This window comes from Cecembia calidifontis (assembly GCF_004216715.1).
Classification (GTDB): Bacteria; Bacteroidota; Bacteroidia; order Cytophagales; family Cyclobacteriaceae; genus Cecembia_A; species Cecembia_A calidifontis.
This window is the reverse complement of sequence record NZ_SGXG01000001.1, coordinates 4,970,644-4,994,485: the sequence shown is the minus strand read 5'-3', so window position 1 is coordinate 4,994,485 and position 23,842 is coordinate 4,970,644. Positions and strand designations below refer to the sequence as shown.

At 40.2% G+C, this 23,842-nt stretch carries 14 protein-coding genes; 5 read left to right on the top strand and 9 right to left on the bottom strand.

What is annotated here, in order from left to right:
- The 3 genes from BC751_RS21555 to BC751_RS21545 all read right to left on the bottom strand — a co-directional run bounded on the left by BC751_RS21555 (window position 1) and on the right by BC751_RS21545 (window position 3,298).
- Window positions 1–879, bottom strand: coding sequence for a phytanoyl-CoA dioxygenase family protein (locus BC751_RS21555; protein WP_130277413.1), 879 nt, complete (start codon window positions 877–879; stop codon window positions 1–3).
- A 95-nt stretch (window positions 880–974) separates the two neighbouring features.
- Window positions 975–2,237, bottom strand: coding sequence for a M48 family metallopeptidase (locus BC751_RS21550; RefSeq protein WP_130277412.1), 1,263 nt, complete (start codon window positions 2,235–2,237; stop codon window positions 975–977).
- Between the two features lie 11 nt (window positions 2,238–2,248).
- A complete protein-coding gene (locus BC751_RS21545; RefSeq protein WP_130277411.1) occupies window positions 2,249–3,298 on the bottom strand; it encodes a PorP/SprF family type IX secretion system membrane protein in 1,050 nt (349 codons plus the stop codon).
- A gap of 84 nt (window positions 3,299–3,382) precedes the next feature.
- On the opposite strand from BC751_RS21545, the gene BC751_RS21540 reads away from it, so the two are divergent.
- From BC751_RS21540 to BC751_RS21520, 5 genes are all read left to right on the top strand, one after another.
- Window positions 3,383–8,932 (top strand): T9SS type B sorting domain-containing protein, encoded by a 5,550-nt coding sequence (locus BC751_RS21540; protein ID WP_130277410.1) that lies wholly within the window; start codon window positions 3,383–3,385, stop codon window positions 8,930–8,932.
- Between the two features lie 4 nt (window positions 8,933–8,936).
- Window positions 8,937–9,686 carry a peroxide stress protein YaaA gene (gene yaaA, locus BC751_RS21535; protein WP_130277409.1) on the top strand — a complete coding sequence of 250 codons (750 nt, stop codon included), beginning with the start codon at window positions 8,937–8,939 and terminating at the stop codon, window positions 9,684–9,686.
- A gap of 135 nt (window positions 9,687–9,821) precedes the next feature.
- Window positions 9,822–13,334: a T9SS type B sorting domain-containing protein gene (locus BC751_RS21530; RefSeq protein ID WP_130277408.1), complete on the top strand. Its 3,513-nt coding sequence runs from the start codon at window positions 9,822–9,824 to the stop codon at window positions 13,332–13,334.
- Window positions 13,335–13,491: 157 nt separating this feature from the next.
- Entirely contained in the window at window positions 13,492–14,697 is a 1,206-nt protein-coding gene (locus BC751_RS21525) for an MFS transporter (protein WP_130277407.1), read from the top strand.
- A 44-nt stretch (window positions 14,698–14,741) separates the two neighbouring features.
- A complete protein-coding gene (locus BC751_RS21520) occupies window positions 14,742–16,106 on the top strand; it encodes a glycoside hydrolase family 140 protein (RefSeq protein ID WP_130277406.1) in 1,365 nt (454 codons plus the stop codon).
- Window positions 16,107–16,113: 7 nt separating this feature from the next.
- Here BC751_RS21520 and galK read toward each other — a convergent pair whose 3' ends face one another.
- The 6 genes from galK to purH form a co-directional block, all read right to left on the bottom strand.
- On the bottom strand, window positions 16,114–17,262 hold the full coding sequence (gene galK / locus BC751_RS21515) for a galactokinase (protein WP_130277405.1): 1,149 nt from the start codon (window positions 17,260–17,262) through the stop codon (window positions 16,114–16,116).
- Window positions 17,259–18,329, bottom strand: coding sequence for an aldose epimerase family protein (locus BC751_RS21510; protein WP_130277404.1), 1,071 nt, complete (start codon window positions 18,327–18,329; stop codon window positions 17,259–17,261). The genes galK and BC751_RS21510 overlap by 4 nt, the downstream gene beginning before the upstream one ends.
- Before the next feature lie 14 nt (window positions 18,330–18,343).
- Window positions 18,344–19,375: a LacI family DNA-binding transcriptional regulator gene (locus BC751_RS21505; protein ID WP_130277403.1), complete on the bottom strand. Its 1,032-nt coding sequence runs from the start codon at window positions 19,373–19,375 to the stop codon at window positions 18,344–18,346.
- Window positions 19,376–19,400: 25 nt separating this feature from the next.
- On the bottom strand, window positions 19,401–20,381 hold the full coding sequence (locus tag BC751_RS21500) for a M28 family peptidase (RefSeq protein WP_130277402.1): 981 nt from the start codon (window positions 20,379–20,381) through the stop codon (window positions 19,401–19,403).
- Window positions 20,371–21,864 (bottom strand): cysteine--tRNA ligase, encoded by a 1,494-nt coding sequence (gene cysS / locus BC751_RS21495; protein ID WP_130277401.1) that lies wholly within the window; start codon window positions 21,862–21,864, stop codon window positions 20,371–20,373. Before cysS ends, BC751_RS21500 begins: the two co-directional genes overlap by 11 nt.
- A gap of 424 nt (window positions 21,865–22,288) precedes the next feature.
- Window positions 22,289–23,815 (bottom strand): bifunctional phosphoribosylaminoimidazolecarboxamide formyltransferase/IMP cyclohydrolase, encoded by a 1,527-nt coding sequence (purH, locus tag BC751_RS21490; protein ID WP_130277400.1) that lies wholly within the window; start codon window positions 23,813–23,815, stop codon window positions 22,289–22,291.
- Window positions 23,816–23,842 lie beyond the last annotated feature (27 nt).

The window sequence follows — 23,842 nt, the reverse complement described above, 5'->3', positions numbered from 1 at the left end:
TTACGCCAAATTAGGAGAAAAAAGCAAGGGAAAAAACTGACCTTCCATTTTGTTTCCTTTTGTAATAATCGGTACTCCTTTCAATAATTCTTCATCCGTGTTTGAGACAGTGCCATCGGCAAACACATTCAATACAAAAGCCCTTCTGCTTCGGTTAGACTTGTTTTCGTAACTTCCGTGTACCATCAAAGGATGATGAAAGGTAGCATAACCGGCTTTAAGTTCGACAGGGACAGGCTTGAATGCTGCTTTTTGTTCTTCGGTCAAAAATTGTAACAATCCTTCCATTTGACCAGCTAGTGCGGGTTTTTGGAGTAATCCCCACTTGTGGCTTCCCGGAACATAATAAATACAACCATTCTCAATAGTAGCATCATCCAAACCGCACCAGCAGGTGAGGTGCTGCATTTTAACTGTTCTGGTCCAATAGGAATAATCCTGATGCCAGGCGACAACACCGCCGTGGTGGGCAGGTTTACAAAAAAGCTGGTCATGCCAAAAACGGACACCTTTTCCGCCCAGTAATTGATGGGCAGCCATTAAAAATGCCGGATTCCAAATCACATCATGGAATGCTTTTGAAATCCTCCAATGCCCTAGCGAATGAAAGAGTACTGTGTTGGGATCCGTGGATTCATTAGAATGAAATTCATGAAAAAGGTGATGCAGCGGATGCATGGGGTCTGCTACTTCCTCCAGTTCTTTCTTTAGAACTTCAATCTGTTTTTCATCTAATAGCTTTATTCCGCTAAGATACCCTTGCTCATTGAAAAATTCTATTTGTTCTTTACTTAGGCGGTATTGGTCCCAATCCTGCCTGGATTTGGGCTGTGGAAACAAATCAGTGATAGGGTGATGGTAGTGAGATAGGTCTTCCATTTGGCTTTTAAATTACAATCCATAATTTAAAGACTATCAAGCGAAAGAAAAACAACTATTTGTTAACAGTGTGATTAATCTTTTCAAATTAAATTTTAAGCGGTTTTTTCACTTAAAGCTTCTACCGGTTCTTCCAGCTTGCTTAACCTGTCTAATAAGGGAGGGTGTGAATAATTTACAAAAACATACCAGGGATGTGGGTTAATATTGCTGAGGGTGTTTACAGACAATGTTTTTAAAGCTTCTGCCAAGGGCTTTCCTGCAAAAGTATTTTTGGCAAATTCATCTGCTTCAAATTCATTTTTTCTACTCAAAATATTCATTCCTATTCCCAGGACCATAGAAATGGGAGAAAATAACATGGTAAAGCCAATGATATTGAGGTGGATGGCCATTTGTTTGCCTCCTAAGGCCAGGCTAATGTTTTCACTGAAAATAAACAAAGAAAGGATATAGAGAAGAACTCCCACTTGGACCACCGATGCAAACATTCCCCAGATGATGTGCTTTTTTTTGTAATGACCGATCTCATGTGCCAAAACAGCTACCAGTTCATCAGGAGTGTGCTGTTCGATCAAAGTATCGTACAGGACTACTTTTTTTCTTTTTCCAAACCCTGAAAAAAACGCATTGGCTTTGGAAGATCTTTTGCTCCCATCAATAACAAAAATATTTTCCAAAGGAAAACCCACTGTTTGGGCATAATGGATGATTTTAGACTTCAGTTCCCCATCTTCCAAAGGGGTAAGCTTGTTGAACAAGGGTAGGATGAGGGCAGTGTAAAATAGGTTGACAAAAACCATGAATGCCGCACTGATCAACCAAAATTGCCACCAAAAATCTTTGCCCATGTAGCTGATTAGAGTAAGTAGAACCGTCAAGAGACCACCCCCAATCAGAATGGATAAAAGGTAACCTTTTACTTTGTCACTGATGTAGGTTTTTTTTGTGGTTTTATTGAACCCATATTTTCCTTCGATTCCAAATGTCTGATAATAATCAAACGGAATGGAGATGACATCTGACCCTATAAAAATGACGCCGAAGAAAATTAAGGAAAGCAATATGGGGTTTTCAATCATGCTTCTTAACCAATCATCCACCCAGCCAAAGAATCCAAAATAGATAAAGCAAAAAGTTAAGGTGAAAGAAAAAACAGAGGTTAAGAGCCCAAAGCGGTAATTGGTAATTTGGTATGCTTTAGATTTAAGAAGTTTTTCTCTATCTACATACTCTTTCAGCGTAGAAGGCACAGGTGGTACCTCTCTTTTGATGTTCAAATAACCTAGGATTTTTTCAAAAATAAAACCAATTGTAAGCACACCTAGCAATAGGTATTTGATCCAAACTGCGTCCATGAAAATCATTATTAGAATTTAGGGCAAGGTAGAATGGTGTCCCGGCTTCTGATTTTATTCTGGTTTTTATCTGCCAGAAGAAATGACAGGCTGATTTCATGGGCTCCTCCTGACTGAATACCAAGTCTGGAAACTGTGTAATCAAAGCTGTAACCCACACTCACCCCGCTTATCAGATTGACACCTGCCATTAGGACGATGGCATCGCGATTACTCTGCTGTTCTACCGGTCGGTAAGGTAAACCCCTGTACCAAAGTCCAATGATCAAAGGCTCTGCATAAAGGTACGCGCCCACATCAAGCTGCTCAAAGGGACCCTGTCTTTTGTAATTTAGGGTAGGTACTATATAGCGTTCTTTGAACATGTGGGTAAAGTCATTTCGATAGCCTCCTGTCCCTAAAGAAATTTTATATCCCGTGTGAAAAGAAAGCTTGTAGGGAAGATTACTTATTCCGTTCTCTAAAAAAGATTGATTGGGTTGGTTAAGATGGTCTGCTGCCACACCAAACCAAAACTTATCCGTGAAGAATAAACCTCCTGCTGAAAGGGAAAGTAAATTTACCGGTTCACCAAGTCCAGGAATATCCGATCCGGGCAGTAAAGGGCCTGTTGGATTGTTCCTGTCTATTTGGTTGGCAAATACCAAGTTTTCAAAAAAGCCGATATCTCTCCTTATATAACTTGCCCTGATTCCCGGTCTAAAATATGCCCTTTCACCTAACCTTAACTCATAAGAATACAGGCCGGCCAGTGTAAAAGACCTCAGTTTGGCAGCACCTTCTGTATCGCTCATAACCAAGAGCCCAACTCCGCTGTTATAATCATCCAAAAATGTGTCAAAATAAGCAGAAAATGTTGTAAACTGAGCGTCCAAACCAGGCCATTGGTTTCTGTAATTAAAGCCTACCCTAGGCAGCATTTCAGATCCAGCGAATGCAGGGTTTAAATACAAGGGGGCTGCGTAATATTGACTATATTGGGGATCTTGAGCTTTGGAATCAAAAAATAAAAAAAAGCCAAAGACCAGCAAAAAAAGACGATATAGATAAGACCTTTGCAACTTTTTATTCGTTAATTGGTAAAATGAACACATCAAACTAAACGATCAACTCCTTTAGTTGTTTTAGTGATTATGGTGTAAAATATGAAAACGGCAACAAATTACATAAATATATATTTATTTTTCTTTTTGCTCAGTGGGTTATTTTGTTTTTCGGCCCTGCAAAATGCCTCAGCTCAGGGATTTAATAACAATCAATGGATTTTTGGTTATTGTGGATCCGGCCAGGAAAACAGCTTTTTGTCATTTGGTAGGGGAGAAGATCCGATAGTCCGGACTTTACCGGGGACCATATTAGTAGGGTCAGAGACCGGGAATGTTGATAATAACGCAATTGCAGTAGATCCGATCACTGGGCAAGTTTTATTTTTTACAAATGGTGTCTTAGTTTACAATTACGATAATCTTATTATTCAAGGTGCCCCCAACGGAATAAATGGTCAGACTGATCAAAGACAGTCAGTAGCTATCGGTACTTTGGATTATGAACCCAATGGAGATAGGGTTTTTTATATTTTTCATGTTGCCCCAAATGGTCAGCTTCTGTACTCCGTAGTGGACATGAATGCTGCTGGAGGTGCACAAGGAATAGCACCACCTCTTGGTGCAGTGATTTCACTCAATCAACCTGTAGGGACATCAGCTTCTGGGGCTATTTTAGTAGTAAAAACACCACAGTCCCCTTCTTATCTTATAAGTTTTGAAGGTGGGGAATTGGTGTCGCGAAGAATTGAGCCGACGCAAGGGGATTTTATTGTAAGTGGCAATATCTCATTTCCTTTTACTCCTAAGGCTATTGTATTTGAAGAGTCCACAGGGAAACTGATTTTGATTCCGGAAAATGCCGGGGATGATATTGCCGTGCTTGATTTTGATGCTTCCACCGGTTCTTTTGGTGCCTTTAATTTTGTTTCCCAATCAGGCGGGGCGGACACCATTGAAGGAGCTGCATTTTCGCCCGATGGACAATTCCTTTACTTTTCAAGAGGCAATGAACTTCTCAGAGTTCCTATTAATGACCTGGATGCAGAACCTGAAGTACTCCCTTTAGAAGGAACTATTGATAGGATTTTCGACATCAAAGTTGGTCCTGATGGTAGATTGTATTACATCTATGAGGAGACAGTTGGCGGGCCGCAGCTTATAGGTAGAGTGAATAACCCCGATGAAACGGTGCTGGATGAGTTGGATATTGAAGAAGATCCTTTTAATGGTACAGATTTTTGTGGTCGGGTTTTTCCACAATTTGCGCCTAATCAGGATGTCAACCCTACAGTTGACTTTACATGGGAGCCGGATCTGCCTTGTAGCAATAACCCTGTCCAATTGACCAGTATTATCACTCCTGAAAACTACAGGCCGGTAAGTTTTGAATGGACTTTTAATCCCCCCCTGACCAATGAAGACGGTCAGCCAATTGATATTGATTTTAATCAGGAACACTTGTTGATTCCGGAAGAGGCTACCGCCAATCAAAGTATTCAGGTAACACTTACTGTAACTTTTGCTGACGGTAACACCATTTCGGTTCCAAAAACCATTCAACTGACAGAAAACAACCTTCAGGCAAATTTTAGAGCTCAGGATACTACTGTATGTGAAGGGGCTTGTGTGGATATCGGGTCTTTGCTTGAAGTGCAGCAAGGAGGCGGCCAAGGTGGGGAGAACCCCAATATTGGTGGAGGTGGACAAGGTGGAAATTATGAGTATTTCTGGTCGAATAGAAGAGATGAAGGTTGGGTAACCGATACCAACAACTGTGTTGATCTGCCAGGGCTTTATTGGGTTTTGGTCAGGGAGCCAGGATCGGAATGTTATGCTTATGCGGAAATCAGGGTAAGAATCTGGGATCTTCCAGATCAAAGTAATAATATATGGTATTTTGGAAATGGGGCGGGCCTTGATTTTAACCCTGACCCAGATGACCCCAATGGTCCTGTACCAAGACCGGTTGGTCATAACCGAAATATTCCGGCCGGGACTACCACCATTTCAGATGAAACAGGACAGGTTTTGTTTTTTACGGATGGAGAGTCGGTCTGGGATCTCAATGGGGATCTGATGAACAATGGGGATAACATCGGAGGAAACAATCAAGCTTCCGAGGGGGTAATTGCTGTTCCTGTACCTCAAAATCAGACAATTTTCTATGTATTTACCACTCAAAGAGCTGCTGATGGAAGTAACCGTGTAAGCTACTCGGTGGTGGATATTAAAACGGATAACCCTACCGGGGTAGGAAGTGTGGTGACTAAAAACAATTTTCTTTTCAGTCCGAGTACCGAACATTCAGCCGCTCTTGCGTCCGGTGATACCACTTGGGTATTATTCCATGAATTGGGGAACAATACCTTTAGGGCTTATCCCGTCAGCCAGTTTGGTATAGGGCAACCTGTTTTTTCCTCTGTTGGATCTAATCATAGTTTTAATACCGGTGTTGGAAGTATGAAGTTCAGCCCGGATGGCAGCCAAGTGGCAATTACTATTCAAGACGGAAATTGTTCGAGACTGGAAATTTTTAATTTTAACCAAGGGACTGGGAGGCTTACGGAATACGCTTTATTGGATTTGGGCTGTACGGGTGAGGAAATTTATGGGCTTGAGTTTTCCAATGACGGAAGTAGGGTGTTTGTTTCATTTACAGGTAGTCCTGGAAAAATTGAAGAGTATTTCATCAAACGTCCCGAATCGGCTGTGGTAGGAGAGGATATTGATACAAACCTTTCTTGTTTCGATTGTTTCAATTCGGCCAGCACAAGAGCACAAAGGGAAAATTGTATTTTGGCATCCAAAAATGTTTTGAGTACCTCGGGACCATTTGGGGCTTTGCAAGTAGGTCCGGATGGCCAGATTTATGTTGCCCGTCCTGGCGCCAATGAAATTACAACAATAAGTCCAGGAGTAAATTGTATTGATAGTTTTTATTCTGAGCAGGGTATTTCCCTAGTCCCTGGTTCTTCCATGAATCTGGGGTTGCCTGCATTTGTACAGCAGTCAGGAAGCAGTATTCCGGAGCCTGCTTTGGCAGGGCCGGAAAGAATCTGTCTTGACCCGGAATTTGGTGCCCTTGCCTTGTTTGAGGGTGGAGGTGAGCCTGATATTGACAGTTATTTCTGGACAATTGTCCATGAAGATGGAGAGGTGATTATTGCTGATTTTGGAGGCGCAGGAGAGCAGTTTCAAAATTTGGAGCAAGCTTTACCAAGAGCAGGTATTTATACCGTATCTCTTCGGGTGGACAGATGTGGGGATCCTGAATATTTCAGAGAAGAAATAGAAGTGGAAGTAGTGGATGCACCGGAGATCACCTTGCCGGATGAGTTTACATTATGTGTTGGAAGTCCAGTGCAGCTGACAGCTATAGATGGATACGATCCTGCCGAAGGATTGTATGATTTTGAGTGGAGAAATGCTGCCGGCCAGCTTATTGGTGATGAAAATAGCAATACTATTGAAGTTTCGGAGGAAAGCATATACACAGTTACAGTTAGATTTAGGCTGCCCGACGGTCTCAGTCCTGAGGAATTTGACGTTTGTCCGGCCAGTAAATCTGTTTTTGTAGGACCTGCATTTGATTTTGATATTACCCAAAGTGCCGAAGAAGTTTGCTTTGACGAACCTCTGGTTGTCTTTTCTCCCAATACGCCCATATCAGGAGAGTGGTTCTATAGACCTGCTGGCTCACCGAACAGGGTTTCTTTAGGAACTGCCTTTGAGTTGGAGTTAATCCCTTCAACTTTACCGTCTCCCGGGGATTATGAGATTATATTTTTTGCGGAAGATCCTTTGGTTGAAGGTTGTTTTGTTGAAAAAATTGCTCCTTTAACCATTTTCCCCTTGCCCGAGGTTGAAGTAGTAATCCTTGCTGATTCAGATGATTGTGTCAATCCCAACGGAAGTTTTGTAGTCACTGCATTGACTGCCGTCCAAAGTCTTGAAGTGCTGGAATTAGGGTTGAACTTTGGTCCATTGGCAGCAGGTGAAAGCATTCCAGCCTTCACCGATTTAGATCCAGGATTGTACACAATACAGATGCGTAATGAATTCAATTGTGAATTTGTGCAATCTGTTACCATTCGTAATCTTAATCCCTCTCAGGGAATAGATGGTTATGAAGTTACTGCTGTATCTGAAGCTTGTGATGCGCAGGGTGTTCAGGAGGGGCAGATTGTGATAAGATTTGTCAGCGGGCCTGTCAATGGATCCTATCAGCTTGTCCGACAAGGGGATGGAGCAGTTTTTTTAGGATCCATTTCAAATGCGGAAGAGGTAATTGTGAATGTTCAGGCTGGAATTTATGCCGTTAATATTGAGGATGAAAATGGCTGTTCAGTGCCATTTGATCAGCTAATGGAAATTGATCAGGTAAATTTTGTAGATTTTTCAGTGCCATCAACCGTTGAGGCCTGTGGCTCATTTACCTTTACTCCTCAATCTCCGGATCAGTTGGTCTTTACAGTAAGGAATAGTGCGGGGAATATCATTCAGGCAAATCTGGATGGTAGTTACACTTTGGCTGAAGCAGGTAATTACGTTATTCGTGGTGAAGATCCAAATGGTATTGATTGTCCTTTGGAAAGAGAAACCAATGTAGTTATAATCGCTCCTCCGGTTTTTAGTTTGACAGGTCCCCGGGTCGATTGTGAACTTGGAGTGTTTTATGAGGCAGTCTTAGGTCCTAATGAAGACCCGAATCAAGTCTTTATATTTTGGTTAGATGCTAATAGGCAGGTAGTCAGCCGTAACCCTTTGTTCTTCCCAAGATCTACTGGGGAGTATTTCCTGGAAGTCCAGCCAAGATCAGGAACCTTGTGTGAAAATCAATCCATCTCTTTTGTTGTAGATGACATTGTTCCTGAAATCAATGTGGAACTGGTTGCTGAACCGTTTTGCGCAGATGATCCATTTACTATTATTTCTATAGTGGCGGATTTGACAGATGTTTCCCTAATTGAATGGTATGAAATTGTCGATGGGCAAAGGGTATTGCAGGAGAATTGGATAGGTTTTCAGGATGTCGTGGTTTTATTCAATGGGGTGTTTGAAGTGGAGTTGACCAATTCGGATGGGTGTGTGGTCGGATCTGCCCAAATTGAAATAAGGCAATCCACGATCGTCCCTCCGGTATTGGAATCAAAATATGTAATTTGTGCTCCTGAAGGTGTTACTTTTGAAATTGATCCTGGACAGTATACCAACTACTCTTGGTTGTTAGAAGGAGAAGAAATTGCCACCACAGCTACCTTTACTCCAGTACTTCCTGGTCAATATGAACTGATTGTATCAGATGATCAGGGTTGCCAATTTAATGCAAGGTTTGAGGTGGAAGAAAATTGTGAAGTCGATATTAGAATACCAAATGCAGTGCTATTGGGTGATCCAGATAGAAATTTCAGGGTTTTCCCAACTGAATTTGTAGACGAACTGGAAGTGTTTATCTACAATAGGTGGGGGGAATTGATTTTTTATTGCGAAAATTCAAACATAAACGGAGAGAGGGAACTTTGTATTTGGGATGGTGTTGTAAATGGAAGGTTTGTTCCTGTCGGAACATACGCAGTCGTGGTCAATTATGGAAGTACCCGTCAAAATGTAAAGAGAACTTTGAGAAGCGCAATTCTAGTATTACAGTAAAAATATGATTACCTTAATTTCACCAGCTAAAACCCTCGATTTAAGTACAACTGAAGTAAAATTGAACAGCCAGCCGGAGTTTGTGACAGAAACAATGGAATTAGTGGAAATCATGAAGGGAAAAGGTGCCAAAGATCTCATGCAATTGATGGGCATTAGCGAAAAACTTGCCATGTTGAATGAGTCCAGGTACAGGGAGTTTCAGAAAAAATTTGATCCTGAAAATTCAAAACAAGCCTTGCTTGCATTTAAAGGGGATGTGTATACAAAAATTGATGTTGATAATTATTCAACAGCAGATTTTGAGTTTGCCCAAAAGCACTTGAGGATTTTGTCTGGATTGTACGGGCTTCTTAAGCCTATGGATTTGATTCAGCCTTACCGACTTGAAATGGGAATCAGGTTGGAGAATAGAAAAGGAAAAAATCTTTATGAATTTTGGGGGCAGAGGATTGCAAAAGCAATAGATCAGGCTGCAAAAGGTGCACCTGTAATCAATTTGGCTTCGCAGGAATATTTCAAGGCGGTAGATACTACTGTGCTACAATCAAAGGTAATTTCCCCTGTATTTAAAGAGTACAGGAATGGTAAATATCAGATTATCGGTTTATTTGCCAAGCAAGCCAGGGGACTGATGACAGATTATATCATTAAAAACAGAATCAATGACCCAGAGCAGTTGAAGGTTTTCAATGAAGATAAATATGAGTTTAAAGAGGAGTTGGATAACGGGGAGTGGTTGTTTGTGAGGTAGGATTTTTTAATGGATTTGAAATCAAAGTAAAAAAAACAATTTTTAGATTTAGAAAAATGTATTTTGTTTTTGTTTATGTATATTTCATTTTTTGACTAAATTTAAATCAGGATCTTTGTGGGTTTGCTGTGTCTAATGGGAAAAAAGTCAACATATCTCCTTATTTTATCTCTAACTTTGTTTAACCTGTTTTTGTATTTGGGTTTCAGGCACGCAGCCCTTGCCTATGAAAAGATTGCCATATTTGAAAAAGAGATTGAGGAAAATGTTGAATTTGGGATTTTTGGCCCTGATGAGCTCTGCTTGTATTATGGAAGTATAATTGGCGATTTTTCTGGAGGGGGACTTCCTACGGATGTTTTTTCCTGGAGGATTTTAAAGGAAGATGGTAGTCTAGTGATTAGTCGCGAAGGCGGGTTTCAAACATTTAGTTTTACTTTTTCAGAGGAGGGTCTTTATGTTATTCATCTTAGTATTAGAAGGGGAACAGATTTAGTTTATTCTGGCTCAAAAGAAGTTAAAATTAATCTTGGTGCAAATATTATCCTTCAAAATTCATATTTAATCTGTAAAGATGGGGTTGTGGAATTATCACTCATTCATCCTGAGGACCCTGGATTACCTGACTATTTCATAGAATGGAAAGATCAAATCGGGAATATTGTTGGCACGGGAAATACCGTGTCTCTTAACTCTCCTGGTGTTTACAGAGTTGATTTTTACTCCAGAAATGAACAGGGGCAAATAGTCTGTCCTTTTACACAGTTTACCACAGTATCTTTTCCAGAAGAATATTTTTTGAATGTTTCCGAGTCTGAGGTTTGCTTTGGCTGGAGAGAAATTGATTTGAGCACAAATAGCATTGTTCCAGGAACCTGGTACTTTCAAAAACTTGGGGCTGGTAATAGGGTTTTACTGGGAGAAAGGAGCAATATAACATTCAATGTGTTGGATTTGGATGGTCCTGGTGATTATGAGTTGATTTTTGAGGTAGATAATTCTGACAATGTATTTTGTAAATTAGAAGATAGAATTCCATTTACTCTATTGCCTCAGGCGGAAATTGACATTGACTTTGTGTCAGATGCAGGAAATTGTAGCTTGGGAAATGGTGCGATTCAAATAAACCTTTTGACTGATGTTGACAGACTCCAAATCATCAGAGTTGATCAGGTAATAGAAGAATTCTTTAATTTGACCCCCTCGGATTCTTCTTTAATTATTTCTGGTTTAAGCTCAGGTGTTTACAGCATCAGATATTCCCTGGGAAACTGTACTAGCTTTATGCCCTTTGTGATAGGGCTTGAAGAACAAGATGCTGAATTAAAATTTGAAATTGTGGAAATTATTCCTGAAACATGTACTGAAACCGGGAAGCAAGATGGAAAGATAAAAGTTAGAATGGAAAATGGGCCTTTTAATGGTAGTTATAGAATTCTAAGCGTGAATGGATTGCCGTATACAGAGGATGAACTTCCAGGATCTTCAGGTGTAATAACTAATCTCCAAGAATTTCAAATTAGTTTAAGGTCAGGCTTTTATTTTTTGGAATTAATGGATGAAAATGGCTGTGTCCTGCCGACTTCAGAAGGTTTCAGAATTCTCAATAAAGACCAGGTCTCATTTGATGTACCTATTAGGTTAAATATTTGTGGAGAATATGAATTTATTCCTATTACAGATCAAAATTTATGGTTTGAATTAACTTATCCCGATAATCAGGTAGTTACTAAACTTACAGGAGAACCTTTTACACTTTTTGAGAGTGGAAATTATACCATCAGGGGACTGGAAACAGATCCAGAAAGGGGATTGTGTCCTAGGGAAATGACATTTAGAGTTGTGGCAAATGAGGCGATTGTTTACGAGCCAGTTCTTGTCAGTCAGGATTGCTTTGGGAATAAAACCTATCAGGCAGAGGTTTTTGGTCGTGATCCGAGTAATTTGATATTTACGTGGTATAATGAAAAAAATCAAGTTGTAGGAAATGGTCAGTTTCTGTTTCCAACTTCTTTTGGAGAGTTCAAGTTGGATGTTCAGGTTAGGAATGCCGAACCCTGTCCAAACCCACCTAAGAGATTTACGGTAAATCAAGCCGTATTAGAAGTTGAGGTAGACATTATTGAAGCTCAGTATTGTCAAGAGAAGCGCTATTCTATTCTAAGCATAATTACTGACTTTGATCAGGCAGAATATTTTGAATGGATATTTATTGATAATTCTGGAAATTCTTTTAATCTGAATCAGTTTAATGGACTTTCAGAAATTAAAATTGAAGAATACGGTTTTTATGAAGTGGTTGTGTACAATGAAAGAGGTTGTGAAATTGGTAGAAAGATAGAGGAAGTTAGGGAATTGATTGGTACTGCAGATTTTTCTATTCCTGAGGAATTAGTGGTTTGTGAAAACTATAATTTAGTCCCGGAAACTTCCTTGGATTTTGAATTTAAGGTAATAACGCCCACTGGAGATCAAATTATTTTTACAAAGGGGGAACCAATTATATTGGATAAGGAAGGGGAGTATATTGTTGAGTCAATGGCCTCAATTGAAGATGAGCCTCTTTGCCGGATAATAAAAAAAATCAATGTTAAAATTGCCCAACCCATAGATTTTGAAGTTGTTTTGGTCAGGGAGGACTGTGAGGGAAATTTGATTTACAAAGCTGAAATATTCAATGAAGATCCTGACTTATTTGATTTTTATTGGTATGAAGCAAGTGGAAACGTTATCGGCACCGATCAATTCTTACAGCTAAGTAGTTTTGGAGAATACCAACTTGATGTGCGACCGAAGAATAGTGTAAGCTGTCCCCGGCCTTTAAAGGATTTTACAGCAGAACAGCCAATTGTATCCATTGATATTTCTTTAGAAGGATTACCAATTTGCCCTGACCCAGGTTTTACTTACATCAACCTTATTTCGGATTTGAGTTTATTTACTCCAACAATAAAATGGTATCATACAGACAGCCAGGGAAACCGTATTGAAAAAGACGGGTTTGAAAATGAAACTGTGGTAGCTGTAATGGAAGAAGGATTGTATGAAGTTGAGGTTTATAATTCCAAAGGATGCCTATTGGCCAATGAAGCAATCTTAATTTCAAAAAGCCAAGACCAGCTTAGACCGGAAGTTGATGAGGAGTATGTTTTTTGTCCTTCCTTAGGAGAGATCCCGGAGATCGATCCGGGACAATTCAATCAATATGAGTGGTACTTAGAAGGCTCACTTCTTCATGAGGGCAGTACTTTTATGCCTTCTGAACCAGGGAACTATACCCTAATCGTAACCAGCAGCGAGGGGTGCAGATTTTCGACTTCATTTATTGTAAAGGAAGATTGTAAACTCCAATTAGCCTACCCAAATGCCATAGTTCAGGGGGATCCCGAAAGGAATTTTGTGATTTTTACAAATTATCTGGTGGACGAGGTGAGTGTTTGGATTTATAATAAATGGGGACAATTGTTGTTCCATTGTCTTGATGCAAATGTTGTAGAAAACAAGGTTTCCTGTGAATGGGACGGTAAGTTTCAAGGAGAATATATACCTCCCGGTTCTTATGCCGTCAAAATTGAATACAAAAATAAAGCTGATAACATTGTCAAATCAGAAATTAGGACCTTAATGGTCTTTGATAAAGCGGATTAAATTGATTTTGATCCGAAATAATATATTGAAATTGAGCTTGTTTAGTTTATTTTTATCAACGGCAAAAACTAATTCAAATATTTTTTTATATTTTCAGGACAATTCAACCAATCATCCTATAGTTTAAGTCAATTTAAACCTTTTAAACCCAACTCAAATGAACGAAAACATCAATAAGAGTGCCTTGTTTAATGCAAGTTGCCTGGCTCTTATCACCACTGCACTTTCATTTTCCATCCGTGCCGGTATTCTTCCTCAATTGGGGGCTGAGTTCGGCCTATCCGCGGAACAATTAGGATTTATCAATTCCATGTGGTTTTTGGGATTCCCTATATCCATGATCTTGGGCGGGATCTTTTACCATACAGTAGGTCCCAAAAATATCATGAGGATTGCGTTTATCGCCCATACTTTGGGTATTGTTTTGACAATTTATGCAAATGGGTATGCCTTGTTGTTAATATCAACTTTGTTTATTGGTTTTGGTAATGGCTGTACCGAAGCCGCCTGTAATCCAATGATTGCGGATATGTATTCAGGGCTTACCCTTAACAAAATGTTGAACAGGTTCCATATGTGGTTCCCAGGCGGAATAGTAATCGGTGCTTTAGTATCCAAATTCATGACAGATGCAGCCTTTAGCTGGCAAGCGCAGATGTGGGTAATCATGATCCCTACAATCGCCTATGCTATCCTGTTCTTTGGAAAAGCATTCCCGAAACCAACTGTGGAAGGGGTTACTTCTCTTTCAAGTAATGTAAAAGCCATGTTCTCTCCGGTTTTTATATTCTTGTTTATTTGCATGGCATTGACGGCCATCACAGAATTCGGACCACAGCAATGGGTAAATATTGTGATGAGTGAAAGTGGAGCAAGTGGTATGTTGATTTTGGCGCTTACTACAGGTATTATGGCAGTAGGAAGGTTCTTTGCTGGTCCAGTTGTCAAGACATTAGGACAAACTGGTGTACTTTTAGGCGGAGCGATTTTTGCCGCAATTGGTATTTATTTGTTTAGCACCGTCACCGGACCTATGGCATATTTGGCTGCGGTATTCTTTGCAATCGGTGTTTGTTATTTCTGGCCTGTAATGGTAGGCGCTGTTGCCCAAAGGGTACCCTTGAGCGGGGCCTTGGGGATGTCTATCATTGGCGGGGTAGGAATGTTTTCCACTGCGATTTTCCAGCCGATTATCGGTAAGTGGATCGATTCAGCCCGCCTAGTTCACGATACTGAGTTGGCCGCTGGTCAAGACACCCTTTTGAAAATGGTTTCATTTCCTGGAATATTGATCGTTCTGTTTGCCATTTTCTTTATTTGGCAAAAGAATGCAAAACCGGCAGAAGGAGTAGCGCCTCATTGATTAAATAATAATTCAGCAGCCCGCATGGGCTGCTTTTTTCTTTTATGCCCAGGTATTCATTGTTTTTTTTCTTTTTCTTCTTGATTGCTTTTACTTCTGTAGGGCAAATAGAAGGACCTATTCGTGTTTCACAAAATAAGAGGTTTTTTCAAAATCCAGATGGAAGCCCGTTTTTTTGGATGGCGGATACCGCTTGGGAACTTTTTCACAGAACTACCAAAGAAGAGGCAATTTACTATCTTGAAACTAGGGCAAAACAAGGATTCAATGTTGTACAAGCCGTAGCTCTAGCGGAATTAGATGGGTTGAATACCCCTAACAGTAATGGGGATAAGCCCTTTCATGCATTGGATCCATTTCAGTTCAATGAAGATTACTGGAAGTATGTAGATGAAATCATTGATCTTGCCGGAGAGAAAGGAATTCATATAGCCCTATTACCGACTTGGGGGGATAAGCTTTACAAAAACTCATGGGGTTCAGGTCCGGAAATTTTCAATGAAACCAATGCATATGAATTTGGAAGATGGATTGGAAAAAGGTATGCCGATAGAAAAAATCTAGTATGGGTTTTAGGGGGAGACAGGAATCCAAGGCAAGGATCTAAAGATGTAGAAATCTGGAACTTCATGGCCAAAGGAATTACGGAGGCAAGGAGAGAAGATAACCCCATTTTAATGAGTTTTCATCCACAACCCAATAGACCTGCTGGATCATCCACTTGGTTTCATCAAGAGGAATGGTTGGATTTCAACATGCATCAAACGGGACATTGTCCCAATCAACCTACCTACAGGATCATTGCCCATGATTATCATCTTCATCCAATAAAGCCCACATTAGATGGAGAACCATTGTACGAAGAGCACCCCAATTGCTTTAACGCCAAAGAGCTTGGTTATAGCAATCCAGATGATATCAGAAGGATTATGTACTGGAATGTTTTTGCGGGAGCGGCTGGTCAGACTTATGGATGCCATGCTGTTTGGCAGATGTATACCTTAGATAGAGATCCTATTAATGGGCCTTTAAAACCATGGCAAATCTCTTTGGATTTACCCATGGCCAACCAAATGAAGCACTTGAAACAATTGATACTTTCTGAGGCTTATTTTTCACGGATACCAGATTATAATATTGTATTGGAGCAACAACAAGATGATGAAAATTTTGTGATAGCGACAAGGGATGAGTCCTGGTCCTATGTCATGGTATACTTCCCTACCGGAAAATCCGTCACCCTGAATTTATCGGATCTTTCTGGGGATTTAAAAGCCCTTTGGTTTGACCCACGAACAGGGGTTTCTTTTGGATATTCTGGTGATCCGATCAGAAGGGGGATCAATAGCGTTAAACCTCCTTCATCCGGTAGAGGAAATGATTGGGTTTTGGTGGTGAGCAAGCTTTGAAAAAAACTCAAAGTCTTCCAGTCCCATCTTCCAAACTGATTTCGTAGAATTTCGGGGATTTTTTAAATTTATCGGTATATGCGGATGTGATAATTTCCTTAAAGTCCTCCAATTTTTCTTTTTTCAGGATATTGATGGTACAGCCCCCAAAGCCACCTCCCATCATTCTACTGCCTAAGACAAAATCCATTGCTTTAGTAAGATCTACTAAAAAATCCAGCTCCACACAGCTCACTCCGTATTTTTTACTTAATCCTTCGTGGGAAGCATACATGAGTTGACCTACCTTTTTTAGATTTCCTTCCTTTAGGGCCTTGGAGGTTTCTAATACACGCTCATTTTCTTCAATGATATATTCTCCTCTTCCTAGACCTTCTTCATCAACATAAGCTTTGATGTCAACAAGATCCTTTAACCTCAAATCCCTTAAAGATTTTACCCCCACCAAGTTTTGTTGTGCCATCAGTACAACTTCAGCACATTCATGTCTTCTACGGTTATATGCTGTATCTGCAAGAGAATGTTTCACTTGCGTATCCACTAGTAGAATTTGAAAATCTCCTAAATCAAGGGGAAAATATTCATAAGATAAGTCCCTACAATCCAAGCGGATTACATGGTTTTTTTTTCCCATGACCGAGGCAAATTGATCCATAATGCCACATTCAACACCCGCAAAGAGATGTTCGGCTTTTTGGGCATAGTGGACAAGGGAAAGTCTAGGAATATCAAATCCAAAAAGTGAAGCTAAAGCAAATCCTACCGCACATTCCAGGGCGGCAGAGGAAGAAAGACCTGCTCCAACAGGGATATCTCCCCCAAAAACCATATCGAACCCTTTGACTGGATAACCTGCTTGCTGTAATTGGGCAGTAACTCCCATGATGTAAGTGCCCCAATGTCCTTTTTTAGGACCAAAAGAATGAAGGTCAAAAGCAAACTCTTCATTGAAGTCAAGAGAGAATATCCTTGCCTGAGAAAGGTCATTCTTTGCAATTCCCACATACATTTTTTTGTCTATGGCTGCAGGCATTACATACCCTTCATTGTAATCAGTGTGTTCGCCTATTAGGTTGATTCTTCCAGGCGAGTAGACGATCAATGGTTCTGATGGGCCAAAAATTGACCTGAAATTTTCAATTATCTTTTCTTTCATTTCTCTATTGAAAAAGAAAAAACAGTCCTTGACTGAAAAACTTCACCGGGCAACAATAGAATACTTGGGAAATGATCATGGCTGCAAGAGTCAGGAAAATGCTGGGTTTCCAGACAAATTGCTGAGTTTTTGCCATAAGGAATATTCCCTTTACCGACAAAAGACTGATTCAGATAATTGCCTGTATATACCTGTAAACCAGGTTCTGTGGTTGACAAAGTCAATTTCCGCCCACTTTTTTTGTGGAACAAAATGGCACAGTCATCGGATTGGTTGAGTACAAAACAATGATCTATACCTCCTGCAAGTTTGATTTGTTGGTCTTTTTGGTGAAGTGCCTTAGAGATATTTGTCAAATTCCTGAAATCAAATGGAGAACCCGCAACGTGCTTGATTTCTCCCGTTGGAAGAATCTTTTCGTTCAAAGATAAATAGTGATCTGCATCTACAAAAAAATCATGGTCTTCTATGGATTGACTAAAATCTCCACTGAGGTTAAAATAGGCATGATTGGTAGGGTTGATGATGGTTTTTTGGTCTGTAATTGCCCTGTATTTTATTTCTAAAGTACCTCTTTCATCTAAAGTATAGGTCACCCAGATTTCCAGGTTTCCTGGATAATTTTCTTCACCATCGACACTTTTATAATAAAAAGTTACTCCTGCGGAGTTTTCTGTTTCAAAAGGTTCTGCCTCCCACAATTTCTTGTCCCAGCCTTGCATTCCACCATGGAGGTGTATATTTCCCTGATTCAAAGGTAAGTGATAAGTTTTTCCATCGATTGAAAACTGATTGTTGGTAAATCTTCCGGCAACTCTACCTATCGTTGATCCCAAATAACAATAATTGTCCAGATAATCTTTTTGGAGATATCCCTCAAAACTATCGAAGCCCAATACTACATCCTCCATTTTGCCGTCACGGTCAGGTATGAAAAGATGAGTCAAAGTGGCTCCATAGTCCATGACCGATACTTTTATTTTTTTTGGGATACTCAAAGTGAAAAGTGTCACTTCTTTCCCATCTGGAGTGGTTCCAAATCTTTTGGACTCAAGTTTCGGTGTCATAAATGGGATGGATTTTATTTTGATTTAATTTTTTTTGAAGAATTTCTAGGGATCAAAGTTGTATGCAATACAAATGACTGGGGTTCATCGGACACTATATCGTCCAATTGGTCCAGCAAATGATTGGCAGCAATTTGGCCCATTTCATAACCCGGTTGTGAAACTGTTGTCAAGGAAGGTTCTATTACTGCGGAGGTGGGATTATTTGTGAATCCTGCCAAAGCAATTTCTTCAGGTATTTTGATCCCTTTTTCTTTCAATACCATCATAATATCAATAGCTAGAGGATCAATCATGGCGAAAATTGCATCTGGCCTATCCTTATCTTCCAACATTTTCATGGTGACACTCCGGTTCATCTCTGTTGTAAGGTCTGTGATATAAACCTTACTTTCACTTTCGGATATGCCAAATTCTTTCAAAGCTTGTAAATAGCCTTCTTTTCTTTTTTTACTGATATAGAGGTCTTCAGGGCCTGAAAAGTAGGCGATTTTCCTACAACCTTGTTCCAATAAGTGATGTACAGCCATATAAGCACCATGGGCATCATCTACAGTTACTTTTGAAACGGGAATTTCCTCAGTTACCCTATCAAACATGATGAACGGGATCTCTCTGTCATATAATTCCCTCAGATGATCATAATTCTTGGTTTCCCGACTTAGCGAAATCAACAGGCCATCTACTTGAGAGGATACTAATGTTTTGATATTGGCTTTTTCCTGTTCATAGCTCTCATTTGACTGGCAAATCATAATGTTATACCCCCTTTTGTAGGCAGTGTCCTGGATGCCACTAATATTACTAGAGAAAAAATGTGAGGTCAGCTCAGGAACAATAACACCCAGAACCTTACTTTTACTGATCCTGAGACTTTGGGCCAATAAATTATACTGATAATTCATGCTTTTGGCCATCTCAACAATCCTCTTCTTGGTGTCTGGATGTAGTTCTGGTGAATCTTTTAACGCCCTGGAAACAGTCGATACAGAAACGCCAAGTTTCTTGGCGATTTCTTTCATTGTAACCTGATGGCCTTTTTTCATCTTTTCAGTGGTTTAGGGAACGTTGTTATTCCTGGTAAAGCGTGAACAATACAGTTTGTCCAACAGCTTTCAAAGTTCTCCGGTCAATGATATCCATATTGTCGGCATGGGTATGGTGGTAATGTCCAAACCCATAATTCGGAGAAAATTCCACGATATTGATCATTGGAATTTTGGCATCCCTGTTGACAAAAACGTGATCGTCAATTATTTCAGGAGCATCTCTGGGAATAAAGAAGTCTGAATATCCTAATTCTGAGGCAAAATTCCATACTTTGTTCACAATGTTTTTGGCATATCTCAAAGAGTATCCTTCTCTGTAAAATCTTGCCCCCTTAGCCCCGACAAGATCCACTAAGATGCCATAATAAGCACTGTACCCAGGTTGATGAGGGTTTTTGGACCAATGTTGGGAGCCCAAACACCACCAAATTTGGGAACTGTTCCTAGTGTTGCTGAATTCTGGTTCACCATCATCCTCACCGTCAAACAAAATAAAATCAATTCCAAGGTCAAGCTTTTCTTCAGAAGAGGTGATGACTCTTGCAATTTCAAGTAAAACCCCCACGCCGGATCCCCCGTCATTCGCACCGTCAATGGGTTCATTGATCCTTTCGGTATCCTTATCGGCCATTCTTCTTGTATCCCAATGGGCTCCTAATAATATCCGTTTTTTGGCTGAAGGGTTATACGAAGCAATGATATTGCTGAGGTTCCAGGTGAGATTATCATAGGTCCTGGCTTGGAAATCCTGGGTTTTAACATCAAGTCCATAACTTTTGAACTTTTCTATCAACCACTCCCTGGTTTTTCTATGGCCTTCAGAATTGGGCACTCTGGGGCCAAAATCCACTTGTTTTTGAATGAAAACATAGGCCGAGTCAGCATTGAATTCGGGGGTTGACTGGCGGATAATTGGCTCTTGTAAGGAGTCATTGACCTTATCCCCGCTGCATGACCATACAATAAGGAATAACAATGAAAATATCCAATACTTATTCTTCATACGCCCAGTCAATTTTGTTTTTCATGTCTTTAACTATATACCCCATTTCTTTGAGTGCAGCCCTTATCTCATCCACCTTTTGGTAATTTCTGGCAGTTTTTGCTTCTGCATAGATTTTGAGCAATACATCAATCAATGCTTCCTGGTTTTCAGGTTTTTCATCTTTCAGCCCTAGAATTTTTTCTACAAAAACAACAAATGTGCCTATCATTTTTTGAAAAACCTCTTCCCCAAAGACTGCCGGATTTAATTGACCTGTATAGAGGGAATTGATTTTTTTCAAAAGATTAAACAGATGGCCAATAGCTTGTGCAGTATTGAAATCATCATCCATGGCCTTGTAGGCATTTTGTATGTTGGATTCGACCTGTTTGATCTGTTCTTGATCCAAGCTTATGCCTGGATCTGCTTCGAAAGTTAGATGTTTGGCAATCCTTAGCCCATTGATGATTTTTCTATAACCTTTTTGTGCTGCTTTTAGGGCTTCATTAGAGAAATCCAAAGTCGACCGGTAATGTGCCGTCAACATGAAATAACGGATTGTCATAGGGCTATAGGCCTGCTCAAGCAATTGATGCTTGCCAGTGAATAATTCTTGGAGTGTTATAAAATTACCCAAAGACTTACCCATCTTTTGCCCATTGATGGTAATCATGTTGTTATGCATCCAATATTTGGCAGGATCTTGGTGATTGCAGGCATTTCCCTGGGCGATTTCACATTCATGGTGGGGGAACATAAGGTCCATTCCACCTCCGTGTATATCAAAATGCTTGCCCAAATATTTGGAAGACATGGCTGTACATTCCAGGTGCCAACCGGGGAAGCCCTGACCCCAAGGGGAATCCCATTTCATCAAGTGTTCAGGGGCTGCTTTTTTCCAAAGGGCAAAATCAACAGGGTTTCTTTTTTCCCCTTGCCCGTCTAAGTCACGCGTTCCCGCGATTAACTCCTCCAGCACCCTGCCTGAAAGCTTGCCGTATCTTTCTCTTTCATTATACTTCAACACATCGAAATAAACTGAACCGTTAACTTCATAAGCCAATCCTTCATCCAGAATGGCTTTTACCAATGCAATCTGCTCAGGAATATGTCCGGTAGCTCTTGGTTCTATGCTCGGTTTTATGGTGTTCAGGCGCTCCATGTCCCTATGATAGGTGTCGGTATATTGCTGGGCCACTTCCATAGGTTCCAATTGCTCCAATTTGGCCTTTTTAGCAATTTTATCTTCACCTTCATCTGCATCTCCAGTCAAATGCCCCACATCTGTAATATTTCGGACATACCTAACTTTGTAACCAAGATGACTCAAATAGCGGTATACGGTGTCGAAGGTAACAGCAGGCCTGGCATGACCTAAATGGGCATCCCCATACACCGTAGGTCCACAGACATACATGCCCACAAAAGGCGGGTTGATTGGTTCAAAATTTTCTTTCTTTCTCGAAAGTGTATTGTAGATTTTGAGTTGGTGTTGTTTCATTATTTTTGGGTACAGGGTACAAGCTAATTATTCATGGGATTACCAGCCATAAGGTCCAAATAACAATCCCATGATCATTTTTTTTAAACCAATCTGCAAAATAGCAGATTGAATCCGGTAAATAAAAAAAATGACAGGGTATTAGGTGTTTGAATTACGGATTAAAACACTTCTAAGTTGTTCAGGAACTTTGGCCAACTGTCTTTTCTCTCCTAATTGAAGTTTTTGGAAATGGAGGTAATCCTGCAATTTCTGGAACACAAAGTTCAGGAGGATTTCAGACTATGGCGAAATTCCCATTGAAGTCAGCAACTCCCAAATGGAGCCAATGGGGTACTAACAAAAATCTTAATGCTTCAAAAATCAAAAACCCTCATCAAGCGCTCGATGAGGGTTTTCACCTTTAAAATACTGATTTCAATTTTTAGTGCTTAAAGTGCCTTATACCGGTCATCACCATACTCATCCCATGTGCATCACAGAAGTCTATTGAATCCTGGTCTTTGATAGAACCTCCCGGTTGAACAACCGCTGTAATTCCCGCTTCATGGGCAATCTCCACACAATCTGGGAAGGGGAAGAAGGCATCAGAAGCCATTACGGCTCCTTTTAAATCAAAACCAAAAGATCTTGCTTTTTCAATAGCTTGATTAAGCGCATCTACCCTGGAAGTTTGTCCAACTCCTGAAGCAAATAACTGATTGCTGTTGCTCAATACTATCGCATTGGATTTGGTATGTTTGCAGACCTTAGCGGCAAAGACCAGCGCATCTTTTTCAGCCTCTGTTGGTGCCAATTTGGTAACGATTTTGAAATCTTCTTTGGTTTCTGTTTTAAGATCTTTATCCTGCTCTATGAAACCGTTGAGAAGGGTTTTTATCTGTTTCGTACCCGGAACATCTATTTTTTGAAGCAATAAAATTCTGTTTTTCTTACTTTTCAATAATTCCAGGGCATCAGCATCATAGGAGGGGGCTATAAGGACTTCAAAGAAAAGGCTGTTCATTTCTTCCGCAGCAGCAAGATCGATGTTTTGATTGGTGACCAAAACTCCTCCAAATGCAGAAGTAGTATCCGCTTCAAAAGCTTTTTGGTAGGCTTCTTTTACTGTCGGTGCAGTGGCACAACCACAGGCGTTTGTGTGTTTTAGGATAGCGAATGCCGTTTCTCCTTTAAATTCAGCAATCAATGCTACTGCAGCATCAATATCCACCAGATTATTGTAAGAAAGTTCTTTTCCATTGAGTTGGTCAAACATCTCACTCAAGTCCCCATAAAAGCGGGAAGATTGGTGTGGATTTTCTCCATAACGAAGGGTTTTTGCCCTATTTTCGGAAATTTTCAAGGCAGGAATACCTTCAGACTGATTGAAATAATTAAAAATATGGGTGTCATAATTTGAAGAAACCTGAAATGCCTGCGCTGCAAAATACCTTCTGTCTTCCAATGTGGTGGCACCGTCCTGAGTTCTCAATCTTTCTTCTAACTCTCCATATTGAGCTTTGGAAGCGATGATGACTACGTCCTTGAAGTTTTTGGCAGCTGCACGTATTAAAGATATTCCCCCAATGTCAATTTTTTCAATAATTTCTGCCTCTGAAGCACCTGAAGCTACTGTTTCTTCAAAAGGATACAGATCTACAATGACAAGATCGATGGCAGGGATGTCGTATTCCAAAGCTTGGGAAATGTCATCTTTATTATCTCTTCTGTGAAGAATACCTCCAAAGATTTTGGGATGCAGAGTTTTGACCCTGCCTCCAAAGATGGAAGGGTATCCGGTAAGTTTTTCAACCGGTATTACCTCTGCCCCTTGTTCCTCAATGAAATTCTGAGTACCTCCGGTAGAATAGATATTGACACCATGCTCCTTCAAAAGGGCGATGATGGGTTCAAGGTTGTCCTTGTAATAAACAGAAATGAGAGCGGATTGGATTTTTTTAGTAGCCATGATTTTTGACGGCCACAAAGGCGCTAA

What these genes read in the sequence shown, in the direction of transcription:
- BC751_RS21555 (WP_130277413.1), bottom strand. Translation starts at nt 879, where the DNA reads ATGGAAGACCTATCTCACTACCATCACCCTATCACTGATTTGTTTCCA.
- BC751_RS21550 (WP_130277412.1), bottom strand. Translation starts at nt 2,237, where the DNA reads ATGGACGCAGTTTGGATCAAATACCTATTGCTAGGTGTGCTTACAATT.
- BC751_RS21540 (WP_130277410.1), top strand. Translation starts at nt 3,383, where the DNA reads ATGAAAACGGCAACAAATTACATAAATATATATTTATTTTTCTTTTTG.
- yaaA (WP_130277409.1), top strand. Translation starts at nt 8,937, where the DNA reads ATGATTACCTTAATTTCACCAGCTAAAACCCTCGATTTAAGTACAACT.
- BC751_RS21530 (WP_130277408.1), top strand. Translation starts at nt 9,822, where the DNA reads ATGGGAAAAAAGTCAACATATCTCCTTATTTTATCTCTAACTTTGTTT.
- BC751_RS21525 (WP_130277407.1), top strand. Translation starts at nt 13,492, where the DNA reads ATGAACGAAAACATCAATAAGAGTGCCTTGTTTAATGCAAGTTGCCTG.
- BC751_RS21520 (WP_130277406.1), top strand. Translation starts at nt 14,742, where the DNA reads ATGCCCAGGTATTCATTGTTTTTTTTCTTTTTCTTCTTGATTGCTTTT.
- galK (WP_130277405.1), bottom strand. Translation starts at nt 17,262, where the DNA reads ATGAAAGAAAAGATAATTGAAAATTTCAGGTCAATTTTTGGCCCATCA.
- BC751_RS21510 (WP_130277404.1), bottom strand. Translation starts at nt 18,329, where the DNA reads ATGACACCGAAACTTGAGTCCAAAAGATTTGGAACCACTCCAGATGGG.
- BC751_RS21505 (WP_130277403.1), bottom strand. Translation starts at nt 19,375, where the DNA reads ATGAAAAAAGGCCATCAGGTTACAATGAAAGAAATCGCCAAGAAACTT.
- BC751_RS21500 (WP_130277402.1), bottom strand. Translation starts at nt 20,381, where the DNA reads ATGAAGAATAAGTATTGGATATTTTCATTGTTATTCCTTATTGTATGG.
- cysS (WP_130277401.1), bottom strand. Translation starts at nt 21,864, where the DNA reads ATGAAACAACACCAACTCAAAATCTACAATACACTTTCGAGAAAGAAA.
- purH (WP_130277400.1), bottom strand. Translation starts at nt 23,815, where the DNA reads ATGGCTACTAAAAAAATCCAATCCGCTCTCATTTCTGTTTATTACAAG.